Consider the following 26,959-nt stretch of genomic DNA (forward strand, 5'->3'; position numbering starts at 1 on the left):
GTAGCGATCCCGATTCGCCGGAAATACTATCGGGGCCGGACATGATGTTGATCACGCATTGCCCGTCAGCCCGCCAAGATGCAGGCAGCCCTGAATGATTCGGAAGGAAGCGTACCGATGGAACGTCTCACCGCAAAAGACTTTGCTCCTGAACTGCTTGAGCTTTATGACTACTACGCACACGGCAGGATCAATCGGCGCGAGTTTCTCGATCGTGCAGCGCTGTTTACCTTTGGCGGCCTTACCGCCAGTGCGCTGCTTGCCTCGCTGAGCCCCAACTACGCGCTCGCCGAACAGGTTGAATTCACCGACCCGGACATTATTGCCGAGTACGTTTCCTACCCATCGCCCAAGGGACATGGTCAGGTTCGCGGCTATCTGGTACGGCCGGCCAAAGCGGCCGGAAAAGTACCGGCAGTGGTTGTGGCACATGAGAATCGCGGCTTGAACCCCTACATCGAAGACGTGGCGCGCCGCGTTGCCAAAGCCGGTTTCATTGCGCTGGCACCTGATGGACTGTCATCGGTCGGCGGCTATCCGGGCAACGATGACAAGGGCCGTGAGCTGCAGCAGACGGTCAACCCGGAAAAGCTCATGAACGACTTCTTTGCCGCCATCGAGTGGCTGATGAAGCATGACGCGACCACCGGCAAGGTCGGCATCACCGGTTTCTGCTACGGCGGCGGTGTGGCCAATGCCGCGGCGGTTGCGTATCCGGAGCTGGGCGCAGCGGTGTCGTTCTACGGGCGTCAGCCCAATGCCGAAGACGTGGTGAAGATCAAGGCGCCAATGATGATTCACTACGGCGAACTGGATACTCGTATCAACGAAGGCTGGCCAGCCTATGAAAAAGCCTTGAAAGCTGCGGGCAAAACGTACGAAACGTACATTTATCCGGGCGCCAATCATGGTTTTCACAACGACTCCACCCCACGTTACGACGAAGCAGCGGCGAAACTGGCCTGGGACCGCACATTGGGGTGGTTCAACAAGTATCTGGTTTAAGTTCTGACCGAACGGCGCGGCACAGATCGGTGACGCAGAGCGTCACGCAAGGCATTCCCACGCTGGAGCGTGAGGAACGATCATCCACTATCGTGCGACGCTCCGCGTCCTCATGCCGTTCTGGACGCTCCGCGTTCTCCTTGTGATGCGGAGCGTCGCCCACTGCGTCCCCACGCTTGAGCGTGCGGCACGATCAGCCACTATCGTGCGACGCTCCGCGTCGTCATGCCGTTCTGGACGCTCCGCGTCCTCCTTGTGATGCGGAGCGTCGCTCACTGCGTCCCCACGCTTGGGCGTGCGGCACGATAGTCTCAACTATCACAGCGCCCGCGCACCCTCTCCAGCAGCACCTGCAATGGATGCTGCACCACTTTGCCGTCCTGGCGCTTGACCTGGCTGCGGCATGAGTAGCCATCAGCGACCAGCCGGCCGTCACCGCCATGCCGGGCTACCAGTGGCTGCCAGGACTGACGGTAGATGGTGTCGCTGGTTTTCGCGTTTCGGGTTTCATGCCCATAGGTGCCGGACATCCCGCAGCAACCGCTGGCCAGCACCTCCAGCTTGAGCCCGGCGCGGGCGAAGGCTTTCTGCCAGAGGCCGACACTGGCAGGCTCGTTGGTCTTCTCAGTGCAATGCGGCAGGAAGTAGTACGTTTCTGCCGACGCTCCATCGCGACCTTCCTCGACCGTAGACGCCAGCCATTCCTGCGGCAGCATGACCTCGGGCACATTCTCACTGCCCAATGTCTTGCTGTACTCCTGGCGATAGACCAGGGTCATGGCCGGGTCCAGACCGATCAACGGGATACCGTACCCGGCCAGCTTGCCAAGCGACTGGCTGTTGAAAGCGGCAGCCTTCTCGAACGCCTGCAGAAAACCCTGCACCTGCAGCGGCTTGCCATTGGGCGCAAACGGCGCGAGGTAGACCTGATAACCGAGACGCGAAATCAGCTCCAGCCAGTCTGCCGCCAGCGGGGTTTCGAAGTATCGGGTGAATGCATCCTGAACCAGCACCACCGTGCGCTTGCGCTCCTCCTCGCTCAGAGCGGCCAGACGCTGCGGCGTGGCAATGCCCACATTCCAGCGGGCGCAGGCCGCGCGGAAGTCGGTCAGACTCAATAACGGGCTGTCGACCATACCGGCTACATGCTCAAGCAGGTAACGCACTGGCTTTGCGCCCATGATCGCGTTGTACAGCTTCGGAAAGCGCGCCAGGTGCGGGATGCTGAACTCCAGCGAGCCAATCAGGTAATCCTTGATCGGGCGCAGGTAGCGGCTGTGATACAGCTCGAGAAAGCGCGAACGGAACTCGGGCACGTTGACCTTCACCGGGCATTGTCCCGCGCAGGACTTGCAGGCCAGGCAACCGGCCATGGCGTCGTAGACTTCGTGGGAGAAATCCTTCTGCCCCGTCACCCTGGCTACGCTGTTGACGGTTCGCTCGGCAAGACTTTTCAGCACATTGGCACTGCGCGCCCTGGCGCTGGCGGTGAGCACATCGACGTCCTGCTCACCTTGCAGGCGCAGCCATTCCCTGACCAGCGAAGCGCGGCCCTTGGGTGAGTGAATGCGGTCACGGGTGGCTTTCCAGGACGGGCACATGGCGTCATCGGTGTCATAGTTGTAACAGGCGCCATTGCCATTGCAGTGCAGCGCGCTGTCGTAGCTTTGCCAGACCCGTTCGTCGATCGTGCGATCCAGATCGCCGCGCAACGTCACCTCATCCACCAGCGTCAGGCGCGCTTCCGGCACGCTGGCAGGCGTGGCGATCTTGCCGGGGTTGAGCTGGTTGAACGGGTCGCAGGCGGCCTTGAGGGCCTGCAACGCGGGATACAGCTCGCCGAAATATTCAGGCACGTATTGCGAACGCAGGCCCTTGCCATGCTCGCCCCACAGCAGCCCGCCGTAGCGCTTTGTCAGCGCGGCGACGGCGTCGGAGATTGGCCGAATCAGCGCAGCCTGCGCGGGGTCCTTCATGTCCAGAATCGGCCGCACGTGCAGCACGCCGGCATCCACATGACCAAACATGCCGTATTGCAGCCCGTAGCTGTCCAGCAGCGCACGGAACTCCTGAATGTAATCGGCGAGATTTTCCGGTGGCACGGCAGTGTCTTCGACAAACGGCTGTGGTCGCGCTTCACCCTTGACGTTGCCGAGCAACCCCACCGAGCGCTTGCGCATGGTGTACACGCGGTTCACTGCCGCGCTGCCAGCCGCCAGCGTGTGGCCGAGGCGCACCACCGACGTGTCGGTCTGCAGGTGCGCAACGAACGCATGAACGCGCTGCTCGACTTCACTCAACTCATCGCCGCTGAATTCGATCAGGTTGATGCCCAGCGTCGGCGTCGCAGGGTCTTGGGGGAAATACTCGGCCACGCCATGCCAGACGATATCCTGCATGGCCAGCATCAGCACCTTGGAGTCCACGGTCTCGATGGACAGCGGTTTGTGCGCCATCAACGCCTTGGCGTCGCGCAGGGCGTCCATGAAACCGGCATAGCGAACGTTGACCAGAATCGAATGTTTGGGGATCGGCAGGACATTGAGCCGGGCCTCGACGATAAACCCCAGCGAACCTTCAGAACCGCAGAGCACGCTGTTGAGGTTGAAACGGCCGTCTTCCTCGCGCAGGTGCGCCAGATCGTAGCCGGTCAGGCAGCGGTTTAGCGGCGGAAAGACCTCCTTGATCAATTGTGCCTGCGTATCGGCAATCTCCTGCGCGCAGCGATAGACGTCGCCGGCGCGGTCGACGCGTGCCTGTTCGCTGGCCAGCTGCCCGGCACTCAATGCATGGCTGTTGACGTACGAACCGCCCAGCAACACCGTGGACAGCTCAAGGACGTGATCACGGGTCTTGCCGTAGGTGCAACTGCCCTGCCCGCTGGCATCGGTGTTGATCATGCCGCCAATCGTGGCGCGGTTGGAGGTCGACAGTTCCGGCGCGAAAAACAGCCCGTGCGGCTTGAGCGCGGCATTGAGCTGGTCCTTGACCACACCGGTCTGCACGCGCACCCAACGTTCCTCGACGTTGATCTCGAGAATCGCGTTCATGTGCCGCGACAGGTCGACCACCACACCATCGGTCAGCGATTGCCCGTTGGTCCCGGTGCCGCCGCCCCGCGGGGTCAACACTACCTGTTTGTGCTCGGGCCGCGCTGCCAGCCGGGCGACGATTGCGACGTCATGGCTGTCCATCGGGAACACGGCGGCCTGTGGCAGGCGCTGGTAGATGGAGTTATCAGTGGCCAGCACTGTGCGCGAACCATGGTCACGGGCTATTTCGCCACGAAAGCCGCCCTCCGCCAAGGCATTGAGGAAACGGTCATAGTGACCGACCTGCTCGGAAGTCGGTTTCAACAGCGCAATCATGGTGGTCTTCCTCGCTAGGCGTTTTATATGCAAAGCACGTATGCTTCGAAACGCTCGAATGCATGGCGTTATCAACGGTTAGCGTGATTCTCCGGCCTGTCATGCTTCGGTGCAAACGTAAAACCTGCCGTTTTTCCATGAGTTTTATGAATGAACACCCGAAGACTGACGCCCTCGATGTCGCTGCTGCTCGCCTTCGAGGCGGCCGCCCGGCATGGCAGCTTTACCAAGGCCGCAGACGAACTGGCCCTGACCCAGAGCGCCGTCAGCCGGCAGGTACAGGCGCTGGAGGCGCAGCTGGAAGTCGAGCTGTTCAAGCGTGACGGCAGGCGCATCGAGCTGACCACCGCAGGCGCGCTGTATCAGCATGAGCTGGCTGCCGCGCTGGGCCGCATCCGCAGTGCAACTCTGCAAACCATCGCGCACAAGGCCGAAGGCGGCACTCTGCACCTGGCCGTGCTGCCCACCTTCGGTTCGAAGTGGCTGCTGCCGCGGATGAATGACTTTTACACCCGGCATCCGGGCTATGTGGTGCATATCCATTCACGCATCGTGCATGCCGACCTGACGCCCGCCGCCAGCGAAATGAACGCGATCATTTGTGCCGGCAACGGCAACTGGCCCGGTTACATCGCCCATCCGCTGGTCAGTGAAAAACTGGTGGTCATTGCCAGCCCGGCTGCCCTTGCCGGCTACCAGTCGATGACCCCGACGCAGGTGGCCCAGCATTCGTTGCTGAGCGTGGTGTCCCGACCCAATGCCTGGTCGGACTGGTTCGACAGTAATCGCCTGGATCACCACATCATGCGCCCCGGCCCGAGTTTCGAACTGACCTCGCACCTGATCCAGGCCGTCGCGGCCGGCATTGGTATCGCACTGGTACCGCGCATTCTGGTGCAGGACGAAATCCACAGCGGCGAACTGGTCACCCTGTTCGAGCCTCTGGACAGCGGACGCAATTACTACCTGGCCTACGCCACGCGCTTTCAGAACCTGCCATCGCTGTGCGTGTTCAGGGACTGGCTGCTGTCGACGCCGTTTCCCGACCCTTTGTAAAACCTGCCCGCAACAGGAGCCACTGTGCGTATCGAGCCCCTTCCGCCGCTGCAGAACCTGATCGCTTTCGAAGCCGCCGTCCGGCATGGCAGTTTCACCCGTGCCGCCACCGAACTGAACCTGACCCAAAGCGCGATCAGCCGTCAGGTCGCGCAACTGGAGGAGTTTCTCGGCCGCGCGCTGTTTCGTCGTGAACACAAGCGCATTCATCTGACGGTCGCCGGGCAGATTTACGCCGAGCAGATCCAGCGCGTACTGACCCTGTGCGCCGAGGCCACCGCCCAGGTGATCACTCACAGCGGCGATCAGCAACTGACCCTGGCCTGCTCCAGTGGCGTGGCGGCGTTGTGGCTGGGGCCTTTGCTGGGACGTTATCGCGATGCCTTCCCGGCCGTGGATATCCGCCTGCGCGTGGTCGACGGGCTGGATTCGCTGATTCGCGCCGAATTCGATCTGGCGTTGTATTTTCTGCGCGAAGTCTCACCGGCGGGTCTCGACAGCCGTCTGCTGTTCGCCGAATCGGTCAACGCCTACTGCTCGCCCGACTACCTGGACGGGCGTCTGCTGGAGCCCGCGCAACTGCTGGAACATTGCCTGCTGATGCTCGAAGACGGCCAGCGTCAATGGCTGTCGTGGGGTGACTGGTTCGGCCGCCAGGGTGTCGATGCGTCGCTGATCCGCAAGCGCATGACCGTCAACCTGTATCCGGTGCTGGTCGACCTGGCCGTCGCCGGGCACGGCATCGTGCTCGGCTGGCAGCCGATGATCGATCGTCACGTGCGGTCCGGCGCGCTGGTGCCGGCCTGCCGCAAGAGCGTTGGTGCGGTAGGCGGCTATTACTTGCTGACACCCAGCGGCAAGACGCCGCGGCGTGCCGCACGCGCCTTCGAGAAATGGCTGGCAGACGAAATAGCCACACTGGTTCCACCGCTCTGAAACCTGCATGCGCCTGGCGCATGCAAATCTGCGTAATAAGCGTTTTCTTAAAATCGGTCCAGCGCCTACTCTCGACTGAAACGGGCAAAAAGACCTGACTCAGCCGCACTCACACCCACCCTGCCCCTCAATCAATGCAGCCGATGCAGGGGGCTTCCCTGCGTGTATCGCATGCAGGAGCTTATCCAGTGAGCACACCACAATCCTCTGCTTCACGCACCCATGAACAAAAGGCACGCCGCGCGGTGATCGCCACTGTCATCGGCAATGGCCTTGAATGGTTCGACTTCACGGTCTACAGCTTCTTCTCGGTGATCATCGCCAAGGTGTTCTTCCCCACTGGCAGCGAACTGACTTCTTACCTGCTGGCGCTGGCAACCTTCGGGGTGGGCTTTTTCATGCGCCCGGTGGGCGGCATTGTGCTGGGCATCTACAGCGACAAGCGCGGGCGCAAGGCGGCATTGTCGCTGACCATCCTGCTGATGGCGCTGGGTACGCTGATCATCGGGCTGACGCCCAGCTTTGCGCAGATCGGTTATCTGGCACCGCTGCTGATTGTCCTGGCGCGCCTGCTGCAAGGGTTCTCTGCCGGTGGCGAGATGGGCAGCGCCACGGCGTTTCTCACCGAGCATGCGCCTGAGGGCAGAAAAGCCTTCTACTCCAGCTGGATTCAGGCCAGCATCGGCGTCGCGGTGCTGCTGGGTTCCGCGCTGGGCGCGGTGCTCTCCAGTCACCTGACCCAGGCTCAGCTCGAAAGCTGGGGCTGGAGGGTGCCGTTTCTGATCGGCACGCTGATCGGGCCGGTCGGCTTCTATATTCGCAGCCGGGTTGACGAGACACCTGCCTACAAGGCTGCAAAACCGGTCGAGTCGCCGCTGCGTGAACTGATCAAGACCTACCCGCGACAGACCCTGATCAGCTTTTCGCTGGTCGTGCTCTGGACCGTCTGCACCTATGCCATCCTGTTTTACATCCCGTCCTACGCCCAGCGCGTGCTCGGCCTGCCGTCATGGATGGGCTTCAGCGCGGGCATGATGGGCGGCGCGGTGCTGATCGTCGCCACGCCGATTGTCGGCGCCCTGGCCGACCGCAGCGGGCATCGCCCCTGGCTGCTGGGCTCGGCCATTGCCATCTTCCTCAGCGCCTACCCGATGTTTCTGTTCATCAATCAGATGCCGGGGCTGTTTTCACTGCTGGTCTTCGAGCTGGTGCTCGGCCTGCTGATTTCCGCTTACATCGGCTCGATCCTCGCAGCCTTCGGTGAATTGCTGCCAACCCACGTGCTGTCCACCGGACTTTCGGTGGCCTACAACTTCGCCGTCACGATCTTCGGCGGTTTCGCCACCTTCACCATCACCTGGCTGATTGCCTCGACCGGCAGCAACCTGGCGCCGGCCTTCTACATCATGTTCGCCGCCATCGTCAGCGGTATTGGCGCACTGCTTTATCACGACCGTGCGCCTGCGGCCCATCAACCTTTGTCTGGAGCTTACCAATGAGTACCACTGAATCCACACGCCTGATCCTGCGCAACGGCCGCCTGCTGGACGTGCAACAAGGGCAATTGATTTCGGGCCAGGAGGTCGTGATCGAGGGTGAGCGCATTGTCGAGGTGCACGCCGAGGGTGAACCGGCCCCGGCTGGCGCTCAGGTCATCGATCTGGGTGGCAAAACTTTGATGCCCGGTCTGATCGACTGCCATGTGCATGTGCTGGCTTCCAACGCCAATCTGGGCATGAACGCCCTGCAACCCAACGCAATCATCATGTACCGCGCCTTGCCGATTCTGGCGGCGATGCTCGACCGTGGTTTTACCACCGTGCGCGATGCCGGCGGCGCTGACTGGGCGCTGGCCCGTTCGATTCAGATGGGGCTGATTCCCGGCCCGCGCATCTTCGCATCGGGCAAGGCGCTGTCGCAGACCGGCGGCCATGGCGACATGCGTGCGCGCGGCGAACTGCTGCTCAACGAGCCCTGCTCCTGCTGCTTCCGTGCCGGGGCCATTGCCCGCGTGGTGGATGGCGTCGACAACGTGCGCCTGGCGGTGCGCGAAGAGCTGCAGCAAGGCGCCAACCAGATCAAGATCATGGCCTCGGGCGGTGTGTCCTCGCCAACCGACCCGATTGCCAATACCCAATACAGCGAAGCTGAAATCCGCGCCATCGTCGACGAGGCCGCCGCCGCGAACACGTACGTCATGGCCCACGCCTACACCGCCCGGGCGATTCGCCGCGCCATCGAATGCGGCGTCAGAACCATCGAACATGGCAACCTGGTCGATGCCGACACCGCGCGGCTGATGGCCGAAAAAGGCGCATTCGCGGTGCCCACCCAGGTCACTTACGAAATGCTCGCCGAATATGGCGAACGCTTCGGCCTGCCTGCAGACTCGGTCGCCAAGATCGAGGATGTGCGTCAGGCCGGGCGCAATGCCCTGCTGCTGTTCGCCGAAGCGGGCGTACCGATGGGCTATGGCTCGGATTTACTGGGGGAAATGCACGAGTACCAGACTCATGAGTTGAAGATTCGCGCCGAACTGCTGGGTAATCTGGCAGCGTTGCGCAGTGCCACAAGTGTCGCGGCGCAGATCCTTCAGCGTGAAGGCGAACTGGGCTGTATAGCCGTCGGCGCGATGGCCGATCTGCTGGTGGTGGATGGCGACCCGCTGAGCGACATCAGTTGCCTGGTCGGTCAGGGCGAGCGCCTGGCGATGATTATCCAGGGCGGTCAGGTGCGCAAGAACACCCTGGCCTGACGCGTGGTCGTAGTCGTGGTCAGTGAGCGTTGCGGTCCCAGATCCAGTTCCACACACCGGGCAAGCTGACAGGCTCGCCCGCTCCCTTGACCGTTCGGGCCAGTGCCGCGCGCTGCAACTGCGCGCTGTCGTCATAGAACGGCTTGTCGGCGAGCCGCACGCCGGTCTGCGCGGCACTGTCGACCAGAATCTGCAGGTACTCCCGCGCATGCCGCGCGGTGTAGCGGTTCAGGTCATGGAAGGTCACCACTACCGGAGTCACGCCATCAACCGTAGGCAGTTCTCCGGCGGCAATCCGCTCGCGCACCTGCGAGAGCTGGCTGACCATGTTGGAGCGGCGACGCAGGCTGAAGTTATAGCCCCAGATCTTGCCGTCATTGGCACTCAGGTCAGTGAGCAGTACCTGCAGATGGTGGCGCTGATAGGCGCTGAACGTGCGCTTGTCATAGTTCCAGAACGGCGGACGCAGCAAGGTGGTCGGCACGCCCGTGATCGAGGCAATGATCGCGCAGCCCTGGGTCAGGGATTGCTCCAGCGCCTCATCACTCAGCGAACGGTGGTTGGTGTGATGCGGCGTGGCGGTGTGAAAGCCCAGCAGGTGCCCTTCTTCATACTGACGGCGCATGATCGCCCGGCCCTGATCGCTGTTACCCGCACCGGTTGCGCCAGTCTGCACGAAGAAAACCGCCTTGATGCCCGGCTGCAGCGGGTTGTCGGCCAGGCTGTCGAGCACGGTAATGCTGGGGTTGTAGAACGTTGAGGCGCTCGGGCCATCGTCGAAGGTCAGCAGAAAGCGCACCGGTGGCTGTTGCTGCAGCTGCGCGGTGGTTTTCGCGGTCAGGGGGATCGGCGCACTGATGCAGGCCGACAGGCTCGCAGCGATGGCCAGTACGCAAAAAGCCTTGAGCACGAACTTGATCACGGTAGGGAATCCTGTGGCCGATCTGCTGAAGCGCACGCATGATCAGCCACAGGCGCGGCAAACACAATCACTGCCGCCCGAAGTTTATCGGCACCGAAACAACTCATGCGGTTGAAGTCTGCATGGCTTACCGGCATATGCTGGCAGTCGATGGCCTGCCGATGCAGGCTGTGATCGATATCAGGATCGTGCAGGTAGACAAAATCGCTGTCGCAGTCGGTGACCATCACCCAGTGCGGTGCCTTGGAGCGTGTCAGGCGGTAACTGCTGATCAGCACCAGCGGCTTGCCGCCGTCTGCCAGCAGGCCTGGCAGGTTCAGCGAGCGATTGGGCAGTGTCTGCACACCGGCGGTTTGCAGCGCATCACAGAACTGCTCGTGAACCAGGCGAATCACCTGTTTCTTGTTGTCACTGCGTACGCCGCCGAGAAACAACGGGCCTGAGACCGACACCAGCAGCTTCACCGCAAAGCCCCGTCGAAGAACCGCCAGCGCAAGCCCCTGAGGACTGCAGCCGCCGTGGCCGGAGGTCATGAACACCGTGGTCGCCTCGCGCCAGATCTGCAATTCTTCGGCACGCCCCATCGAGCGCGCAGGTTGCAGGGCTTTCATGGCCATCAACAGACAGGCAGGGCCACACGTGAACTCCAGAGTCTGCTGGTAGTAAGGCACTGAGCGGCTGTCCAGCCGGGCGTGTTCAACGATGCGCTTCTGGTAACGCAATGCCGGGGCATGGTCCTGGTAATAGTCGTCGACCTGAGCGAAACGCCGATAACCGCTGCGCTCGTAAAGCCCGATGGCCGCGCCGTTATCGGGGCGCACCTCGAGGCGCAGGTAAGCGCAGTCGCGGCCCACGGCCTGCTGCTCGGCACGTTGCAACAACTGCCTGCCCAGCCCCTTGCCCCGCGCTGCATCGGCAATCGCCAGCGAATACAAACGCCCCAGCGAGGTGCCCCGATGAAACAGTACCAGCGCGTAGCCGGTGAGCTGTCCGGCCTGCTCGGCGACGATCAGGCTGGCATTGGCGCGACGGATCATCCAGTGAAAGCTGCGCGCGGTCAGACGGTCGCCGTCAAAACACTGGTTCTCCAGAAGCAGCAAGTCGTCGACATCGGTTTCAACTGCATCTCGAAATATAAAGTCCATCTCCACCGCCGTAAAAGTTGTGTAACGAAACGGGACATTTCAAAAAGCACATGCTTAATAGAAAGGACTTGTTTCCCATCGGATCGATTACACATGTCAGCGGCACAGGTGAAGATGAACGAAGTATCTGCGCAACTTGCGCTTTCAGCAACAACCAGACGTGCAGACCCCACAACACTCTTTGCAGCGCAGAGGCAACTGGTGATTATTGTCGAACGGCTCGAAGACTGGGCATCTTACTTCCCCAGCGAAGACTTGATCAGCGCCCAGGACTATCTGGAAAAACCGCTGAAAGCCACGGCAGGCAGGCGTGTGCAAGTCATCAACCTGTGCCGCAGCTACAAATACCTGGGCCACGGTTATTACTGTTCCCTGCTGGCCGAAGCGCGCCAACACAATGTCATTCCCTCGGTAAAGACCATCAGCGAGTTGACCCGCAAGTCACTCTACGGCCTGGCCCTCGATGACCTGGACAAGTTGCTGGAGACCGCACTTGAGGATCATCCCTATGACGACACCGAAGGGTTTACCCTGACACTGTACTTCGGCCAGACCACACTTGAGCCGTTGAAGGATCTTGCCCGTCAGTTGTTTGAAGTTTTCCCCTGTCCGATTCTGATGGTGGAGTTTCGCAAGCGCGACAACTGGCACATTGCAGGTATCAAGGCCGGTGCTCTACCGCGCTTGCGTGAGGATCAGCAGGATGAGTTCGCCACGGCGCTGGAAGGCTTCAGCCGCAACGTCTGGCGCCAGCCGAGTTCGCGGCGCATGGCCCGCTACGACCTGGCGATTCTGCATGACCCGCAGGAACAGCTGCCGCCTTCCAACCCTCAGGCGCTGGCCAATTTCATTCGCGTCGGTCAGCGCCTGGGCATCGATGTCGAGCTGATCGAAAAGAAAGACTACGCCCGCCTGGCCGAATACGACGCGCTGCTGATTCGCGAAACCACCAGCGTCGACAACCACACCTACCGGTTTGCCAAGAAAGCCGAAAGCGAGGGGCTGGTGGTCATGGATGACTCCACCTCGATTCTGCGCTGCACCAACAAGGTGTACCTGACCGACCTGCTCAAAAGCCATGATCTGGGCATGCCGCGGACGGAAATTCTCTACAAGGACCGCCCCGAAGAACTGCAGCACGTGGCTACACGCCTGGGCTTCCCGCTGGTATTGAAGATTCCCGACGGCTGCTTTTCCAGAGGTGTAATCAAGGTCAGCACGCCCGAGGAAATGCATACGGCGACGACCCAGCTGTTCGAGCACTCGGTATTGCTGCTGGCTCAGGAGTTTTTCTACACCGAGTACGATTGGCGCATCGGCATTCTCAATCGCAAACCGATATTCGCCTGCCAGTACTTCATGTCCAAGGGCCATTGGCAGATCTACAACCACAAGGCGATCGGTGCCGAGGTGATTGGCGAATGCCGCACGCTGGCGGTACACGAAGCGCCGCGCGCCGTGGTCGAACTGGCGCTCAAGACCGCCAACCTGATTGGTGACGGCTTGTATGGCGTGGATTTGAAACAGTCAGGCGATCAAGTGGTGGTGATCGAGGTCAACGACAACCCGAACCTGGATGCTGGCATCGAAGACGCTTATCTGCAGGATGATCTGTACAGCCTGGTGCTGGAAGAGTTTGTCCGTCGTCTGGAGCTCAAACGCCTCGGTCAGGCATGGTGAAACGATGATTCAGGGCCTGAAACTCGACAACAACCAGTTGCTGGCATGTGATCCGCAAAAGGCTCAGGTGCTGTGGTTCAGCAAACCTGATGCCGGAGAACGCAGATTATTGCTTGAGCGATTCCACCTTGATGAGCACGCCGTTGCCTCGGCACTCGACCCGGACGAAATTTCGCGCATCGAGTTTCACCCTGATGCGTTGTTCGTTATCTGGAAACGTCCCGAAAACTATTCGGGCAAGGACAGTTTCTCGTTCGACGTTTCATCCTTTGGCGTGCTGCTGGGCCGGGACCATCTGGTGCTGATCTGTGATGACGAGCAACCCTTGAGCGCGCTGGGGGCTCACCGTCCGTTGAACCAGCCGCTCGATATCCTTCTGGAGCTGCTGTTCAACAACATTCATCACTATCTGGGCCATTTGAAAGTCATCAAGATGGTCGCCCGGGAATTGCAGCAGAAATTCAACTCCTCACTGGAAAACCGCCATTTGCTGCAGATGTTCAACCTCAGCGAAAGTCTGGTGTATTACATCAACGCCATCCACAGCAACGGTGCGGTGCTGACGCGTCTGCGCAATCATGCGCAAGGCAGGCAATACGCCGCCGACAGCCTGGCGTTGATCGACGACATGATCATCGAGAACGACCAGTGCTACAAACAGGCGGAGATCTATTCCACGGTATTCGCCGGTCTGATGGATGCGCGCGGCAATCTGGTCAATAACAGCACCAACACCCTGCTGCGCAAACTGACGTTGATCAATGTGGTGTTTCTGCCGTTGAACCTGATTGCCGGGATCGGTGGCATGTCGGAATTCAGCATGATGACCGCCCCGCTGCACTGGTGGGTGGCTTACCCGGCACTGCTGCTGGCCATGCTCGGGATGGGGGCGGTGATGGTCTGGGGGCTGCGCAGAATGGCTCGCGCGGCCTGAGCGGCTATTGCTCCCAATCGGCTTTGGCAATCTGCAGACCATGCAAGCCGTTGTAAGCCGCGCGCTCGGGGGACTGCCAGCCGTCAAGCAGCGACGCGTCAAGACTATAGATTTCCACGCCTAGCGGCCGGCAAACGCTCAACGGGTCCTGCGCATCTGGCCCCCACATCGGCAGTGACAGGTCGCCACCGGGACAGGTCGACAAGGCACATAGCAGGTCGATTTCCGCGAAGAACTCCAGATAGTCGCCCTTCTGCGCCGGACAGGCTTTCATGAAATACAGGTCGTCATGGTTCAGGCCGGTGCACTGGAAGATGTTCAGTACATCGTGCACATCGAACTCGGTCAGCCCGTGCGGCAACACTGCGCGGGTCAGGTTGGAATGGCAGTGATGGTGAAAGTCTTCGCCGGTCAGCATCTTGTTGACGTAGGGATCACAGCGCGTGCCGAGCAGGTCATGCAGGCGGCCGCCATGCTCGTCAGTTCCGTAACTGGCCAGACTGTCATCGGTGATGGTTACCATTGGCCGCAAAAACGGCAGGTTCGACCACAACCGGTCATTGGTGCTGACATGCGCGCCCTGCAACTGCCGCGTGCGCGCAGCCCACAGCCGCTCGCGGGGATCGTTGGCGTTCCAGACATTGAAATCGCCGACTTGCGGGCCAACCGGTGTGGTGACCCGAAACACCTGGCCGGCCTTGACCTTCCAGGCCCGCCCGGTACGAATCGGCACTTCGAACTGTTCGACAAGGGTGCGTTGTTGCGCATTCGTGCGGATGCGTTCATAAAAGGCAGTGTCCACTTGCAGCGCCGCGCCTTTGCTGACCTGGTAAGCGGCTGGATAGTCTTTGTACATACTGGGCTTCTCGATGGCAGGATGTGCCGATTGATACTGCAAATTGCAGGCCCGATTATTGGAAGTCCCGGCTGCGCACATCCAGTCCGGTGAGCAACGGCGTCAGGTCGTACAGGCGCTGGGCAATCAGGTGCCGCACCCCGCTTTTCGATTCCAGTCGCCCGAACACCTGCAGCAATTGCGAGCCCACCAGCACCTTGCGCTGACGCTCGGCCAGGTCGCGCCAGACCACCACATTGACCATGCCGAACTCATCTTCAAGGGTGACGAAGGTCACGCCACTCGCAGTGCCCGGTCGTTGACGGCCAATGACCAGCCCCGCCACGCTGAGGGTCCGGTCGTTTTCCAGGTGTAACAAGTCCTGTGAGCTGCGAAAGCGCTTGGCAGCCAGTTGCCTGCGCAGCAAGGCCAGCGGGTGTGGACCCAAGGTAGTACCCAGCGTTGTGTAGTCGGCCACCAGGTCTTCGGCCACGGTCGGCAGCGGCAAGATCACCTGGGTTTCTTCGCTGGGCAGGTCGTCGAACAGCGGGCGCTGGGCCTCAACCCCGGCCACTTCCCAGCGCGCCCGGTGCCGATGGCCGATCAGGCCGCGCAAGGCACCGGAATCCGCCAGTGCTTCGGCGGCGCGCGAGTCCAGCTCGGCGCGCACCGTCAGGTCCGTGGCATCGACAAACGGCCGTTTCGCGCGCGCGGCTTCGATGCGCAAGGCATCTTCTTCACGAAAGCTGCGAACCATGCGCAGCCCGAGACGAATCGCCAGATTGCGCGTGCTGTCAGAATGATCGAGCGGCTCCAGCGAACAATCCCAGTCGCTGTAGCGCACATCCACCGGGCGGATTTCGATGTGATGACGGCGCGCGTCCTGCAACAACTGATCCGGGCTATAGAACCCCATCGGCCAGCTGTTGATCAGCGCGCAGGTGAACGCTGCCGGTTCGTGGCATTTGAGCCAGCAACTGGCGTAGGTCAGCAAGGCGAAACTGGCAGCATGCGACTCGGGAAACCCATAACTGCCAAAGCCCTTGATCTGTTCGAAGATCCGGTCGGCAAAGTCCGCTTCGTAACCGTTTTTCAGCATGCCCGTGCGCAGCCGTTCGCGATGCGGCTCCAGCCCGCCGTGACGTTTCCACGCGGCCATTGCGCGACGCAACTCGTCCGCTTCGCCCGGCGTGTAGTCGGCAGCCAGAATGGCCACTTCCATTACCTGCTCCTGAAACAGCGGCACCCCCAGGGTCCGCTTGAACACCGATTCAAGCTTGGGCGGATAGGTGACTGCCTCTTCGCGATTGCGCCGCCGCAGGTACGGGTGAACCATATCGCCCTGGATCGGCCCTGGCCGGACAATGGCGACCTCGATGACCAGGTCGTAGAATTTTTCCGGCCTGAGGCGCGGCAGCATGGCCATCTGCGCACGAGACTCGATCTGAAACACGCCAATGGTGTCGGCACGGCTGATCATTTCGTAGGTTTTCCGGTCGTCGCCCGGAAGAGTCGCCAGGGTCCATCGTTGGCCACGGTGCAAATGCACCAGATCGAACGTGCGGCGCAAGGCACTGAGCATGCCCAGTGCAAGAATGTCGACTTTCAGCAGGCCGACCAGGTCCAGATCGTCCTTGTCCCACTGGATGATGGTGCGATCGGCCATTGCGGCGTTCTCGACCGGCACCAGTGTGTCCAGCGGGTGTTCGGAAATCACGAATCCCCCCGGGTGTTGCGACAGGTGCCGGGGAAAACCGATCAATTCGCCGGTCAGCGCCAGCACGCGCTTGAGGATCGGCGTGTCGGCATCGAAGCCGTATTCGCGCAAGCGTTCAGGCGACGGCAGTGAATCGCTCCAGCGGCTGAAGGCTTCTGCCAGAGCATTGATCTGATCTGGCGGCAAGCCCAGCACCTTGGCCACGTCACGCATTGCGCCGGAACCGTGATAAGTGCTGGCTACGGCAGTCAGTGCTGCCCTGCCCCGGCCATAGCGCCGGAAGATGTACTGAATGACTTCTTCGCGGCGGTCATGCTCGAAATCTACGTCGATGTCCGGCGGCTCGTTGCGCTCTCTGGAAATGAAGCGCTCGAACAGCAGATTGCTCTTTTCCGGGTTCAGTTCGGTGATCCCCAGCGCATAACATACTGCCGAGTTGGCCGCCGAGCCGCGTCCCTGGCAAAGAATGTGCTGGCTGCGGGCAAACTCGACGATGTCATGCACGGTCAGAAAGTAGCTGTCGAACTTCTTTTCCGCGATCAGCGCCAGTTCCTTCTCGACCTGCGCACGGGTGGCCGGTGTCAGGCCACCCGGCCAGCGCCGGCGAACACCGCGCTCGGTCAGTTCACGTAGCCAGGACGTGGGGGTCTGGCCCTTGGGGACCAGTTCATGCGGGTATTCATATTTCAAATCGCCCAGGTCGAACGTGCAGCGCCGGGCAATACGCACCGACTCTGCCAGCAACCAGTCTGGATAATGCTCGCTGAGCACATCCAGAGGCCGCAGGTGGCGCTCGCCATTGGCAAACAACAGGTGGCCTGCCTCGGCCACTGTGGTGTGGTGGCGGATAGCAGTCATGGTGTCCTGCAGAGCGCGCCGGCCACGCGCGTGCATGTGCACATCACCGCTGGCCACTGCCGGGATACCCAGCGATTGCGCCAGCGCCAGCAGGTCGGCCAGCCGCTGCTCGTCATCCGGGCCACGGTGCAGCCCGACACCCAGCCACAGGCGTTCGGCAAATCGCTCACGCAACCAGCGTCCGCCTGCCAGACAGGCTTGAGCATCACCGTCGAGGTCCGGCAGCCAGAGGGCCAGCAACCCGTCAGGCGCAGGCTCGAAGTCTTCGCGCAACAAGCGGTATTCACCTTTTTTGGCCCTGCGGCGCGCGACCGTGATCAATTTGCACAGCGCCTCATAGCCTGTCTGGTTTTCCACCAGCAAGACGACTTTCGGGCCGTTTTCGATGTGCATTTCGCTGCCGACGATCAACGGCAGACCGGTGCTTGTGGACGCCTGCCAGGCGCGTACGATGCCGGCCAGGGTGCATTCGTCAGTGATTGCCAGCGCCTTGTAGCCATGACGCAACGCCCGTTCGAACAACTCGCGTGCGCTCGAGGCACCCCGCTGAAAGCTGAAGTTGGACAGGCAATGCAGCTCGGCGTATTCGCTGGTCATGCGAACCAGCCATGCAGCAGCAGTTCACCCTGCTCGCCAACCGCGCGATACGCCCAGGCGCGTTGACCACTGGCCGTTTCGACCAGGTAATAGTCGCGGCGCACATCGCCGCCGTCCCACCACCCGGATTCGATTCGCTCGGGCCCGGCCACGATGCGGGTCGCCTGCACCGGCAGCGGCTGAGGCTCGCGCAGCAGCCAGCCCGGACGCGTAAAGCCTCTGGCCGGCAGGACCGGTTTACTGCTGCTATGCGCTTGCCAGGCACATTCGGGACGATAATCGGCCTGGGCGCGCAAACCATTGACCGACTCGTCGCCCAGACGCGCCCGCAAACGCTCGCGCAATTGCTCCCAGGGCAAGGTCTGCTGCACGCGCTCATCGAACAACTGACGGTGCGCCGGGACGAAATCCGGCAAGTCTCGCGCCAGCAGGCGCACGGCACGTACCGGCGACGCTACCAGCACCTGTTCCAGCCTGCCGCGGGCCAGTTCGAAGAGCATCGACGCATCGCGCTCGGCGCTCAGCAGCCCGACTGGCACGACAGTCTCCGGCACGACGGTCTCCAGCCCTGGCACATGCTCGAGGTGCAGGGAAAATCGCTGCACGCCGCTGTCGCGTCCGGCCAGGAACAAAGCCAGATCGGCGATCAGCCGCTTGAGCGGAAACAGCAGGGCCTGATGGGACTCGACATCGAAATTCAGCTCGATGCGTACATCGAAGAAGTCCGGCGGCGTGTAGCACTCCAGCGCCACGGGGCGCTCGCCGAGCAAGGTATCGAGGTGCTGCAGCACGCTGGCCGGAAACCGCCGGGCCAGCGTCTCGCGTGGCAGCGCCAGCACCTGCCGCACACTGCGCAGCCCCATGCGTGTCAGGGCGGTAGCGATTTCGCGGCTCAGGCCGATGCGTTCCAGCGGCATCTGCTCCAGACGGCGGCGCAATTCATGCGGACAGTCGATGCTCAGCCCGTCATGCATGTTGGCCAGCATCCGTGCGGCTATCGGGTTGGGCGCGACCACGATGCGATGGCGGAAACCCTGCGTGGTCAGCTCTTCACGCAAACGCGCCTCGAACACCGGCCAGGGGCCGAACAGCTTGAGGCTGGATTCGATTTCCATCAGCAGCACCCGCGGGTACTTGAGGCTGACATTGGAACTGAAACCGTAGGCCCAGGCCGCAAGCAGTTGCTGCAAGCGCTCGATATCGGCCGGGTCATGCTCGATCGTGGTGAAATTCGGCACCAGTGCCTGTGCTGCCGTCAGCGACTGCCCGGCTTTCAGACCCAACGCACGCGCAGCCGGATTGACGCTCTGCAACACGCGACGTTGAGCACTGCCGCTAATCAGCGCCAGCGGTTCATCGCGGTCGACGTGACGACGCATGACGCCGTCCAGCGCCAGTTGCGGCAGCAAGACACAGGCCCAGAGCATAAGAACCTCAAGCGTCGGTCGGGAACGGAATGGGAAAAGGCGGCGCAAGTCCGCCCCGGCATTTGAGTACCCGCAACTGTGCAGGACGGGTATCGATCGATATGCGCAGGGCCGCAGGTGAAGGGTTGGCGGCGGCCTGCTGCGGACGACAGGCAAAGGCAAGGGTCTGCCCGGTTTCGGCAGCCACCTGCAAGCGGCGCAGCGCACGGTCATCGACCATGCCGGGCCAGCACACCACCGCGCCACAGCTGCCGGAGCGCAGGCATTGCTCGGCGGCCCACAAGGCATCGCGGGTAGTCGCCTCGATCACCACCAACTGGCGCAGATCGACGCCGGCGGCCAGCCAGGCCTGTGGGTACGGAATATAGGGCGGTGCGACCAGCACAATGCGCTCACCGAGTGCGGAAAGCCGGGCCAGACTCGGCCACAGCAGGCGCAGTTCGCCACTGCCATTGGCCGCGATGAGGATTTCAGTCAGGGCCGCAGCAGGCCAGCCGCCGGAGGGCAAGGCAGCGTCCAGCAGCGCATGGCCACTGGGCTGCTGGCTGATCTGTGGCGCGCTCTGCTGACGCCCTTTCCAGACCCTGCGCTCATCCAGCAAGGCGTCCAGGCTGACCACCGCGCCCATCATTCGCGGCGCACCAGCCCGCAGAACACACCTTCGATGGCGAAGTCCTGATCGGGCGTGACGATGATCGGTTCGTAGGCCGGGTTGCGCGGCAACAGGCGCACCTGGTCGGCGCGGCGTTGCAGGCGTTTGATGGTCACCTCGCCGTCCAGACGGGCAACCACGATCTGCCCGTCACTGGCCTGTGGGTTACGATGCACGCCAACCAGATCACCATCGAGAATACCGTCCTCGATCATCGAGTCGCCCTGCACGCGCAGCAGGTAGTCCGGCACACGGGTAAAGGTGCTGCGGTCCAGATGCAGCGTGGTGTGCATATCGAGATCAGGCCCGATAGGTGCGCCCGCCGCCACGCGCCCCAGCACCGGAATTTCCAGCAATTCGGGCCGCGGCTCACTGTTCAGCAGGCGAATCCCCCGGGCCTGATGCGGTACCACTTCGATCAGCCCGGCTTCAGTGAGGGCCACAATGTGTTTGCGCGCCACGCTGCGCGAAGCAAAACCGAAGGCCTCGGAAATTTCCGCCAGGCTCGGTGATTGCCCCTGCTGCGCGATGCGATCGCGGATGAAGGTAAGGATGGCGCTGCGTCGAGGAGATAATGTGCTCATGGAGTACATTTGTACTCCATTCGGTATTGTGTGGCTAGCGCGCTTTGTCGGATTGGAGCGTAGGGATTATGAGCTCAGGGGCAGACGCACAGAGGGCATAACGTTCAAATACAACCATTGCGTCACACAGTGGTTCTGCGAGGTAGCTGGATCGTAAAGGGGTAAGCAAGCGTTGACCAACAGCTTGCAACACCGCTCGATACAGGACTTGTCACACCCGAGGGCGCATCAAAACTCCTCATCCAGAGGCGCACGACAGATACCCACGCAGGCTTGACAAGGAATATTGGTGAACACAGAGCTGATGAGAGTTCGCTCACAGTGGGGTCATTCCGACTTTTCTACCTGATTCTCAGGGCACTTCGCGAAAATTAAGACTCCTCCTACAGACCGTCTTTCACGTTCTCGATAGCCTCCCATGCGTCAACTAAACGCTGGTTATTGTCTACGGATCAAAGACGCAAGGACGGCCTGCAATGATTTCTTCAGCTCGATTGGGCGACAGGCACGCCTGCCCATTGCCGGGTCACGGTACAACGCCTATCGCTTCTGCATCCGGTGATGCCAACATCAACGGCATGGGCGCGGCACGTGTGGGTGATTCCTGCGGGTGCGGGGCGGTCATCACTTCAGGTTTCCCCTCTATTCAAGTGAATGGCCGTCCTATGGCCCATTTAGGAAGCCCAACCAGTCACGGCGGGACAATCATCACGGGCTCAGGCAATGTTGGTGGCGGCTTCGTCATGGGTGATGCTGGTGGCGCGACCATTATTAACTTCATGGCGCTGGGGGCCTTCCGGCCAGACGGTTCCGTGGACGACGAGAAGATGGCGATCTTGTTGTCTGACCCGAAGCTCACAGAGAAAGCCTTGGCGGCGAACGCTTTGGTAGCTCCAAATGCGGCCCGTGAACAGCCTGAAGAGGAAGCTGTACCAAATGATGGACCTGAAGGCTGCACGCATCCGAACATGATGGAGAAGCTGGCGGCCTACATCGCAGACGAGATGAATAATAATATCCACCACTCCTCCGTCTTGAAGATAAAAGAACTGCTCAGCTATGACGTTGCGGAAGAGACTCGTAAAAGAATGGACCTGCCCTGGTACGCCCAAATAGGGAACACCAACCCTCAAGCTATCGGCGCTTCAAATGTGGTGGCAGCCATGGCCCTTTGGACTGAGCGAGTAGGCCAAGGTCGTGACTGGGACCACAAATCGAAGATCCACGCGAAGTTTGGCATGTATCGCCACAGGCAAGGCAAGTACGACTACTACTACGATATCTGGTCCAACATTCATTACGGTTATGTGGGTATGGCCGGAGGACTCAGTGAGAGCGCCCTTTTAGACGGCGCTGGTGTCGAGCAGATTGCTTCAGATCAATTACGCCGGTGGGGAGAGCAGATATTCGAAGCCAAAGAAGATCAGAGGCTCAAAGGGCCTCATGCCACTGAGGGTGTAGAAGGGCTGCGCGCATGGGATGACGTCCCGGATCGGATTTCTATTAGCATTGGCGTGAAACTCTTCCATGAGAATCCAACCGGAGGCGTCACGGCAAGGATGATCATGGACGAAGTACTCGCGGTCACACCGTCAGAATGGGGAGATGGCGCCAGTGTCCATGTCTGTGAAACATATTAAGGCTCGGTATTTTATTGGGGCATGCATAATTCTTCCAGCGCTGTTCTGGTACGTGGCGACTCCTGTCGTTCGTGTCCATTATTCTAAAGAAGCTACAGACGAGCTTCGTGTAATCTGGAACACCCAGCACAACATTCATAAAGAAGGAATGCTTCCGGGTCAGGGCACATACGATACCGGGCATATTTTTCCCAATGAGAAATTCTTTATGAGCTTCGATTGGTGGAATGAAAAGAGTCTGCGCAGGTGTATCGAAATTACGCCAAAATGGGGCGGCGCGATAGACATCTACCTCGATGGCAGAGGCCGCATCGAAACTGCTAAAACTGGCCCTGGCGTTATTGCTCGCTTAAAGCGATGTGAGGGTGACGCTGATCCTTTCCGGCCTTAAGGTGCCCAATCAGCCACCCAGGAATGGGGAGCAGGTGTCATTGAGCACACATGCAAAGAAAATCAAGCATCGACATCACGCCTGAATGGGGCAGTACGATAGACATCTATCTTGATGATATCGGCAGGATCGACACAACCAAAACGGTGCCTGACGTTATTGCTCGTCTAAAACAGTGTCCGGGGCGATCGGCCCCCTTCAGACCTTAACCGGCACTTCATTAGTCCCCTCTCCGTTTCCGGCCCGACTTCGTCGGGTTCCTTCGCGATCAAAAAGCATATCTAAAGCATTTATGGGGTCCCTCGCCGCGAATACTATTATTCGGAATTTCCCAACAGTGAAATCACAATCACCCGGTTTATTGCGCCAACCAAAGAGCAGAGACTTGACCGCTCTTTAAAACGTCAGGAGAACTCATTGTGATGACGCGCCAACTGGGTAACCACGGTCCGCACGTATCAGCCCTCGGGCTGGGCTGCATGGGAATGTCGGACTTCTACACCACCGGTATCGACGAAAAGGAATCCATCGCCACCTTGCACCGCGCGCTGGAGCTGGGTGTAACCTTTTTCGATACGGCGGACATGTACGGCCCGTACACTAACGAAGCCTTGCTTGGCCGTGCCCTCGAGGGCAAGCGTGAAGGTATTTACCTGGCCAGCAAGTTCGGCATCGTGCGTGGCGACGACCCGCATGCACGTGGCGTCAATGGCAGCCCGGCGTACATTCGCCAGTCCATCGACGCCAGTCTGAAGCGGCTGAACACCGATTACCTTGATCTCTATTATCAGCACCGTGTCGACCCCAAGGTGCCCATCGAGGACACCATTGGCGCCATGGCCGAACTGGTAAAGGCCGGCAAGGTGCGCCACATAGGTATCTGCGAAGCCAGTGCAGCGACCATCGAAAAGGCCCACGCGGTGCACCCGCTGGCGGCCGTGCAGAGCGAGTACTCACTCTGGTCACGCGATCCGGAACAGGATGGCGTGCTTGCCACCTGCCGTCGCCTGGGTATTGCCTTCGTGGCGTACAGCCCGCTGGGCCGGGGGTTTCTGACCGGTGAATTGCGCACCCCGGACGATTTCGCGGCCGATGACTACCGTCGCTTCACCCCACGGTTTCAGGGCGAAAACTTCAATCGCAATCTGCACTTGGTCGAGAAGGTCAAGGCACTGGCTACGGCCAGGGGCATCAGCGCATCGCAACTGGCGCTGGCCTGGGTGCTTGCCCAGGGAGATGACATCATTCCGATCCCTGGCACCAAACAGCGCAAGTACCTGGAAAGCAACGTGGCAGCGGCTTCATTGACGCTCAGTAGCGATGACATTGCCCAGCTGGAGACGATTTTTCCGGCTCAGGGGTCGGCATCCGGCGAGCGTTATAACGCGGCGTCGATGAAGTCGCTCAACGGCTGAAAGGCCGTTGCGGCTCGACATCAGGTCGCTTCAGGGCAGGTTTGGGTGCCGTTGTTGAGGCCCTGCTTTTGATTCTTGTAATCGAGCGTGGCTTTGCCATCGACCCATTTCAAGGTGACGACAATCACCGAGTCGAAATCGTCGTTTGTCCAGTCATCCAGCAGATTGGTGCTCTTGCCGGACGCTTCTTCAGCAACCTTGTTGATCAGCTCCGGCAGATAGCCATGCGACCACGCGGTGTAGATGACTGCGTTGTGGTACTTGTCCCGCATCAGTTCATCGGCCAGGTCTGCGGTGTCGTTGGCACCGAAGTCGAGGTTGACGGGCAGGCCCAGTTTGATTGCGCTGGGCCCTACCGTCATCAGCGGACGAACATAGCTGTAGGACAAGTCGCCCTCACCCTCTTCCACGTGTCGACTCGGGTTGGCAGCGAAAATGAAATCAGCCTTGCCGAACTCCCTGGGCAGGACTTCCGACAATTCTATCGCCCGGTTGAGCCCCTGGCAGTTCAGTTGCCCCAACCCCATGGCCGGTTTTTCGGCATGCCGGAGGAACACCAGTGTCTGGGTACCATTCTTGGGTTCTGCATGGACGCCTTTGCCCATGGTGAACAGGACCAGGGCAGAAGCCACCAGCACGGAGGGGAAGAAGCACCACGCGAGACGGCGCTGAAGACGGGTGATGGAAGGCATTTTCGGCATATTCATTATTTTCTGAGTCCGGTGCGCATTTGAAAGGGGACAGCCGTCTGGCTGGTGCGAATACGCAGGCTTGTGCAGCTCGCCCTGGAAATTTCGGCGGATCAGTCAAACAGAGTCACGCGCGAATCTTAGTGCGCACATGTTTCGAAATTAAGAATGTGGACGATTAAGAGTGTCAAAAAACGATTCTGTTGCAGTACCGGCGAAAAAAACCGTCTGACAGACAGGGGAAATGTCAAAAAATCGTCAAGAGATGAGTTACCAAACCCGACTGTCTGCCTGGCAACAGCTATTCAACAGGCTGCTGTCAGATCAACATCAAGGACGCTGGAAAACCACGTAAAGCCCCCGGGATTTCAGCACTCTGGTCTTTGGCATAGAGCGTGCAATATTCCTTTTCCGAATTTCACGCCCTGCGAACTGCCTGTTTTGGAATATACCAACCGGTCGCTGCAGCTCTGTTTTCCTGACCTGGATGCCACTATGCCACAACCCCCCGTTTCTTTTCGGTTGTTGTCTCCCCGCGCGCTGATTCGCTGGATGGCGAGCACCTGTGTATTGGCGTTGAGCCTCAACGGCGCGGTGCAGGCCGCCGAGACCGCGCCTGCCGAAATCCGCCTGGACTACGCCTACTATTCGCCGGTCAGCCTGGCGCTCAAGCATTTTGGCTGGCTGGAGAAAGCCCTGCCGGAGGCGAAAGTCACCTGGGTGTTAAGTCAGGGCAGCAACCGCTCGCTGGAGTACCTGAACAGCGGCAGCGTCGACTTCGCTTCGTCGGCCAGCCTGTCTGCGGTGCTGGCCCGGGCCAACGGCAGCCCGATCAAGTCGGTGTATGTTTACAGCCGGGCAGAATGGACGGCTCTGGTGGTGCGCAAGGATTCTCCCCTGAAGTCGGTTGCCGAACTCAAAGGCAAGAAAATAGCCGCCACCAAAGGCACCGATCCTTATCTGTTCACCTTGCGCGCGCTGCAGAAGGCCGGGCTGAACAAGGATGATGTCGAGCTGCTGCACCTGCAGCATCCCGATGGGCGAACAGCCCTCGAAAAAGGTGACGTAGATGCTTGGGCAGGCCTTGACCCGCACATGGCGGCCAGTGAAATCCAGTCCGGCTCGCGCCTGCTTTACCGCAACAAGGACTTCAACAGCTATGGCGTACTGAGCGTCACGGAAACCTACGCCAGAGAACATCCACAAGCGATCAGGACAGTATTGAGCGCTTATGAACAGGCTCGGGAATGGGCAGTGAATAACCCTGATGAGCTGGCCAGACTGCTGGCGACCGAGTCGGGCCTGCCGCTGGAAGTCGCCAGGCTGCAATTGACCCGCACAGACCTGAGCAGCCCGCAACTGAGCGCGAAAGACGTCGAGGCGTCCAAGGCCGCAGCGCCGATTCTGGTCGCGGAGGATCTGGTGCGCAAAGGCGTCAATGTCGAACAGGTCATCGATCAACTGATCACACCTGAATTCTCCAAAGCCGTGATCGCCACTCCATGACCAGCCGGGACAAAGCGTTGCCTGCCTCAGCGCAGACAACATTGCCGGACAAGGGGCAACCTACGCTTTGGCTGCGCTACAGAACGCCACTCAAGGGGCTGGTGGTGCCGGCGGTGATCATCGTCCTGCTGGAAATTATCGTACGCATCGGCTGGCTGCCTGCCTACCAGATGCCAGCGCCCAGCGAGATCGTGCTGACCCTGCGCGACCTGGCGGACGGTGCGTTGTGGAAACACATCAGTACCAGTCTGTTGCGTGTGCTCAGCGGCTTTGTGATCGGCGCGAGCCTGGCCCTGGTGTTTGCTGCGTGGGTGGGGCTCAGTCGGGAGGCAGAGGCGTATCTGGAGCCGACATTCGCCGGGCTTCGCTCCATTCCGAGTCTGGCGTGGGTGCCGCTTCTGCTGTTGTGGCTGGGCATTGGCGAAACATCGAAAATCGTGCTGATTGCCATTGGTGCGTTCTTTCCGGTCTACCTCAACGGCGTGGCCGCAATTAGAGGCATTGACCGAAAGCTGGTAGAAGTCGGCCAGATGTATGGCTTGAGCCGCTATCGTCTGACCCGGCGCATTCTTCTGCCCGCCGCCCTGCCCGGCCTGTTTACCGGTTTGCGTAGCGGCATGAGCCTGTCCTGGATGTTTCTGGTGGCCGCCGAACTGATCGCGGCCACCAAAGGCTTGGGCTACCTGCTCAGTGACGGACGCGAAACCTCACGTCCGGACATCGTGCTGGCGGCCATCATCGTCCTGGCGACACTGGGCAAACTCAGCGACGGCCTGTTGGCACGCCTGGAAAAGCGCTTCCTGGCCTGGCGGGATACATTCAACGGGCAAAGCCGCGAGGGTTGATA

The 26,959-nt window shown here is 60.5% G+C and carries 21 protein-coding genes; 12 read left to right on the forward strand and 9 right to left on the reverse strand.

Annotation, left to right across the window (positions count from 1 at the left end; all coding sequences use genetic code 11):
* Positions 1 to 117 precede the first annotated feature (117 nt).
* Complete coding sequence (gene yghX, locus JOE33_RS01555; RefSeq protein WP_187625592.1) at positions 118 to 1,005, forward strand: YghX family hydrolase; 888 nt, start codon at positions 118 to 120, stop codon at positions 1,003 to 1,005.
* Positions 1,006 to 1,316: 311 nt separating this feature from the next.
* Here the strand turns inward: yghX and JOE33_RS01560 are convergent, their stop codons facing one another.
* Entirely contained in the window at positions 1,317 to 4,373 is a 3,057-nt protein-coding gene (locus JOE33_RS01560; RefSeq protein ID WP_187625593.1) for an FAD-binding and (Fe-S)-binding domain-containing protein, read from the reverse strand.
* Between the two features lie 150 nt (positions 4,374 to 4,523).
* On the opposite strand from JOE33_RS01560, the gene JOE33_RS01565 reads away from it, so the two are divergent.
* The 4 genes from JOE33_RS01565 (at position 4,524) to JOE33_RS01580 (ending at position 9,120) form a co-directional block, all read left to right on the forward strand.
* Positions 4,524 to 5,429 carry a LysR substrate-binding domain-containing protein gene (locus JOE33_RS01565; protein WP_096102064.1) on the forward strand — a complete coding sequence of 302 codons (906 nt, stop codon included), beginning with the start codon at positions 4,524 to 4,526 and terminating at the stop codon, positions 5,427 to 5,429.
* 24 nt (positions 5,430 to 5,453) lie between these two features.
* On the forward strand, positions 5,454 to 6,365 hold the full coding sequence (locus tag JOE33_RS01570; RefSeq protein WP_010433974.1) for a LysR substrate-binding domain-containing protein: 912 nt from the start codon (positions 5,454 to 5,456) through the stop codon (positions 6,363 to 6,365).
* A 188-nt stretch (positions 6,366 to 6,553) separates the two neighbouring features.
* Positions 6,554 to 7,864 carry an MFS transporter gene (locus JOE33_RS01575; protein ID WP_187625594.1) on the forward strand — a complete coding sequence of 437 codons (1,311 nt, stop codon included), beginning with the start codon at positions 6,554 to 6,556 and terminating at the stop codon, positions 7,862 to 7,864.
* On the forward strand, positions 7,861 to 9,120 hold the full coding sequence (locus JOE33_RS01580; protein WP_209924026.1) for an amidohydrolase family protein: 1,260 nt from the start codon (positions 7,861 to 7,863) through the stop codon (positions 9,118 to 9,120). The genes JOE33_RS01575 and JOE33_RS01580 overlap by 4 nt, the downstream gene beginning before the upstream one ends.
* A gap of 19 nt (positions 9,121 to 9,139) precedes the next feature.
* On the opposite strand, the gene JOE33_RS01585 is transcribed toward JOE33_RS01580, so the two are convergent.
* Together JOE33_RS01585 and JOE33_RS01590 are read right to left on the reverse strand one after the other, a co-directional pair.
* Complete coding sequence (locus tag JOE33_RS01585; protein WP_187625596.1) at positions 9,140 to 10,042, reverse strand: polysaccharide deacetylase family protein; 903 nt, start codon at positions 10,040 to 10,042, stop codon at positions 9,140 to 9,142.
* On the reverse strand, positions 10,039 to 11,187 hold the full coding sequence (locus JOE33_RS01590; RefSeq protein ID WP_187625597.1) for a GNAT family N-acetyltransferase/peptidase C39 family protein: 1,149 nt from the start codon (positions 11,185 to 11,187) through the stop codon (positions 10,039 to 10,041). Before JOE33_RS01590 ends, JOE33_RS01585 begins: the two co-directional genes overlap by 4 nt.
* A gap of 93 nt (positions 11,188 to 11,280) precedes the next feature.
* On the opposite strand from JOE33_RS01590, the gene JOE33_RS01595 reads away from it, so the two are divergent.
* Together JOE33_RS01595 and JOE33_RS01600 are read left to right on the forward strand one after the other, a co-directional pair.
* Positions 11,281 to 12,867, forward strand: a complete 1,587-nt coding sequence (locus JOE33_RS01595) for a RimK family alpha-L-glutamate ligase (protein ID WP_010433988.1) — start codon at positions 11,281 to 11,283, stop codon at positions 12,865 to 12,867.
* Between the two features lie 4 nt (positions 12,868 to 12,871).
* On the forward strand, positions 12,872 to 13,801 hold the full coding sequence (locus tag JOE33_RS01600; RefSeq protein WP_096131132.1) for a magnesium transporter CorA family protein: 930 nt from the start codon (positions 12,872 to 12,874) through the stop codon (positions 13,799 to 13,801).
* A gap of 4 nt (positions 13,802 to 13,805) precedes the next feature.
* Here the strand turns inward: JOE33_RS01600 and JOE33_RS01605 are convergent, their stop codons facing one another.
* Genes JOE33_RS01605 through lexA form a run of 5 tightly spaced genes read right to left on the reverse strand, consistent with a single transcriptional unit; the run spans position 13,806 to position 20,480 of the window.
* Positions 13,806 to 14,657 (reverse strand): DUF1989 domain-containing protein, encoded by an 852-nt coding sequence (locus JOE33_RS01605; protein ID WP_187625598.1) that lies wholly within the window; start codon positions 14,655 to 14,657, stop codon positions 13,806 to 13,808.
* A gap of 55 nt (positions 14,658 to 14,712) precedes the next feature.
* The gene (locus JOE33_RS01610; RefSeq protein ID WP_187625599.1) at positions 14,713 to 17,808 is read right to left on the reverse strand and encodes an error-prone DNA polymerase; all 3,096 of its coding nucleotides are present in this window, start codon (positions 17,806 to 17,808) and stop codon (positions 14,713 to 14,715) included.
* Positions 17,805 to 19,235, reverse strand: a complete 1,431-nt coding sequence (locus tag JOE33_RS01615; protein WP_187625600.1) for a DNA polymerase Y family protein — start codon at positions 19,233 to 19,235, stop codon at positions 17,805 to 17,807. The genes JOE33_RS01610 and JOE33_RS01615 overlap by 4 nt, the downstream gene beginning before the upstream one ends.
* Positions 19,236 to 19,242: 7 nt before the next feature.
* Positions 19,243 to 19,863: a translesion DNA synthesis-associated protein ImuA gene (imuA, locus tag JOE33_RS01620; RefSeq protein WP_163031774.1), complete on the reverse strand. Its 621-nt coding sequence runs from the start codon at positions 19,861 to 19,863 to the stop codon at positions 19,243 to 19,245.
* On the reverse strand, positions 19,863 to 20,480 hold the full coding sequence (gene lexA, locus JOE33_RS01625; RefSeq protein WP_122693987.1) for a transcriptional repressor LexA: 618 nt from the start codon (positions 20,478 to 20,480) through the stop codon (positions 19,863 to 19,865). Before lexA ends, imuA begins: the two co-directional genes overlap by 1 nt.
* Positions 20,481 to 20,947: 467 nt before the next feature.
* Here lexA and JOE33_RS01630 point away from each other — a divergent pair, with 467 nt between their 5' ends.
* The 3 genes from JOE33_RS01630 to JOE33_RS01640 all read left to right on the forward strand — a co-directional run bounded on the left by JOE33_RS01630 (position 20,948) and on the right by JOE33_RS01640 (position 23,917).
* Positions 20,948 to 22,111, forward strand: a complete 1,164-nt coding sequence (locus JOE33_RS01630; protein WP_054993647.1) for a polymorphic toxin type 44 domain-containing protein — start codon at positions 20,948 to 20,950, stop codon at positions 22,109 to 22,111.
* Entirely contained in the window at positions 22,092 to 22,502 is a 411-nt protein-coding gene (locus JOE33_RS01635; RefSeq protein WP_054993648.1) for a hypothetical protein, read from the forward strand. The genes JOE33_RS01630 and JOE33_RS01635 overlap by 20 nt, the downstream gene beginning before the upstream one ends.
* Positions 22,503 to 22,921: 419 nt before the next feature.
* Positions 22,922 to 23,917 carry an aldo/keto reductase gene (locus JOE33_RS01640; protein ID WP_187625601.1) on the forward strand — a complete coding sequence of 332 codons (996 nt, stop codon included), beginning with the start codon at positions 22,922 to 22,924 and terminating at the stop codon, positions 23,915 to 23,917.
* Positions 23,918 to 23,937: 20 nt separating this feature from the next.
* Here the strand turns inward: JOE33_RS01640 and JOE33_RS01645 are convergent, their stop codons facing one another.
* Positions 23,938 to 24,624 carry a hypothetical protein gene (locus tag JOE33_RS01645; RefSeq protein ID WP_096101573.1) on the reverse strand — a complete coding sequence of 229 codons (687 nt, stop codon included), beginning with the start codon at positions 24,622 to 24,624 and terminating at the stop codon, positions 23,938 to 23,940.
* A 477-nt stretch (positions 24,625 to 25,101) separates the two neighbouring features.
* On the opposite strand from JOE33_RS01645, the gene JOE33_RS01650 reads away from it, so the two are divergent.
* The gene (locus JOE33_RS01650) at positions 25,102 to 26,112 is read left to right on the forward strand and encodes an aliphatic sulfonate ABC transporter substrate-binding protein (RefSeq protein ID WP_096131137.1); all 1,011 of its coding nucleotides are present in this window, start codon (positions 25,102 to 25,104) and stop codon (positions 26,110 to 26,112) included.
* A complete protein-coding gene (locus tag JOE33_RS01655) occupies positions 26,109 to 26,957 on the forward strand; it encodes an ABC transporter permease (RefSeq protein WP_122693982.1) in 849 nt (282 codons plus the stop codon). Before JOE33_RS01650 ends, JOE33_RS01655 begins: the two co-directional genes overlap by 4 nt.
* Positions 26,958 to 26,959: the final 2 nt, after the last annotated feature.

This window comes from Pseudomonas sp. PvP027 (genome assembly GCF_017833005.1).
Lineage (GTDB): Bacteria > Pseudomonadota > Gammaproteobacteria > Pseudomonadales > Pseudomonadaceae > Aquipseudomonas > Aquipseudomonas congelans.

Bases quoted from the DNA above. Each gene is read 5' to 3' on its own strand.
- yghX (WP_187625592.1), top strand. From the start codon at position 118: ATGGAACGTCTCACCGCAAAAGACTTTGCTCCTGAACTGCTTGAGCTT.
- JOE33_RS01560 (WP_187625593.1), bottom strand. From the start codon at position 4,373: ATGATTGCGCTGTTGAAACCGACTTCCGAGCAGGTCGGTCACTATGAC.
- JOE33_RS01565 (WP_096102064.1), top strand. From the start codon at position 4,524: ATGAACACCCGAAGACTGACGCCCTCGATGTCGCTGCTGCTCGCCTTC.
- JOE33_RS01580 (WP_209924026.1), top strand. From the start codon at position 7,861: ATGAGTACCACTGAATCCACACGCCTGATCCTGCGCAACGGCCGCCTG.
- JOE33_RS01590 (WP_187625597.1), bottom strand. From the start codon at position 11,187: ATGGACTTTATATTTCGAGATGCAGTTGAAACCGATGTCGACGACTTG.
- JOE33_RS01595 (WP_010433988.1), top strand. From the start codon at position 11,281: ATGTCAGCGGCACAGGTGAAGATGAACGAAGTATCTGCGCAACTTGCG.
- JOE33_RS01600 (WP_096131132.1), top strand. From the start codon at position 12,872: ATGATTCAGGGCCTGAAACTCGACAACAACCAGTTGCTGGCATGTGAT.
- JOE33_RS01605 (WP_187625598.1), bottom strand. From the start codon at position 14,657: ATGTACAAAGACTATCCAGCCGCTTACCAGGTCAGCAAAGGCGCGGCG.
- JOE33_RS01610 (WP_187625599.1), bottom strand. From the start codon at position 17,808: ATGACCAGCGAATACGCCGAGCTGCATTGCCTGTCCAACTTCAGCTTT.
- JOE33_RS01615 (WP_187625600.1), bottom strand. From the start codon at position 19,235: ATGCTCTGGGCCTGTGTCTTGCTGCCGCAACTGGCGCTGGACGGCGTC.
- imuA (WP_163031774.1), bottom strand. From the start codon at position 19,863: ATGGGCGCGGTGGTCAGCCTGGACGCCTTGCTGGATGAGCGCAGGGTC.
- lexA (WP_122693987.1), bottom strand. From the start codon at position 20,480: ATGTACTCCATGAGCACATTATCTCCTCGACGCAGCGCCATCCTTACC.
- JOE33_RS01630 (WP_054993647.1), top strand. From the start codon at position 20,948: ATGATTTCTTCAGCTCGATTGGGCGACAGGCACGCCTGCCCATTGCCG.
- JOE33_RS01635 (WP_054993648.1), top strand. From the start codon at position 22,092: ATGTCTGTGAAACATATTAAGGCTCGGTATTTTATTGGGGCATGCATA.
- JOE33_RS01645 (WP_096101573.1), bottom strand. From the start codon at position 24,624: ATGAATATGCCGAAAATGCCTTCCATCACCCGTCTTCAGCGCCGTCTC.
- JOE33_RS01650 (WP_096131137.1), top strand. From the start codon at position 25,102: ATGCCACAACCCCCCGTTTCTTTTCGGTTGTTGTCTCCCCGCGCGCTG.
- JOE33_RS01655 (WP_122693982.1), top strand. From the start codon at position 26,109: ATGACCAGCCGGGACAAAGCGTTGCCTGCCTCAGCGCAGACAACATTG.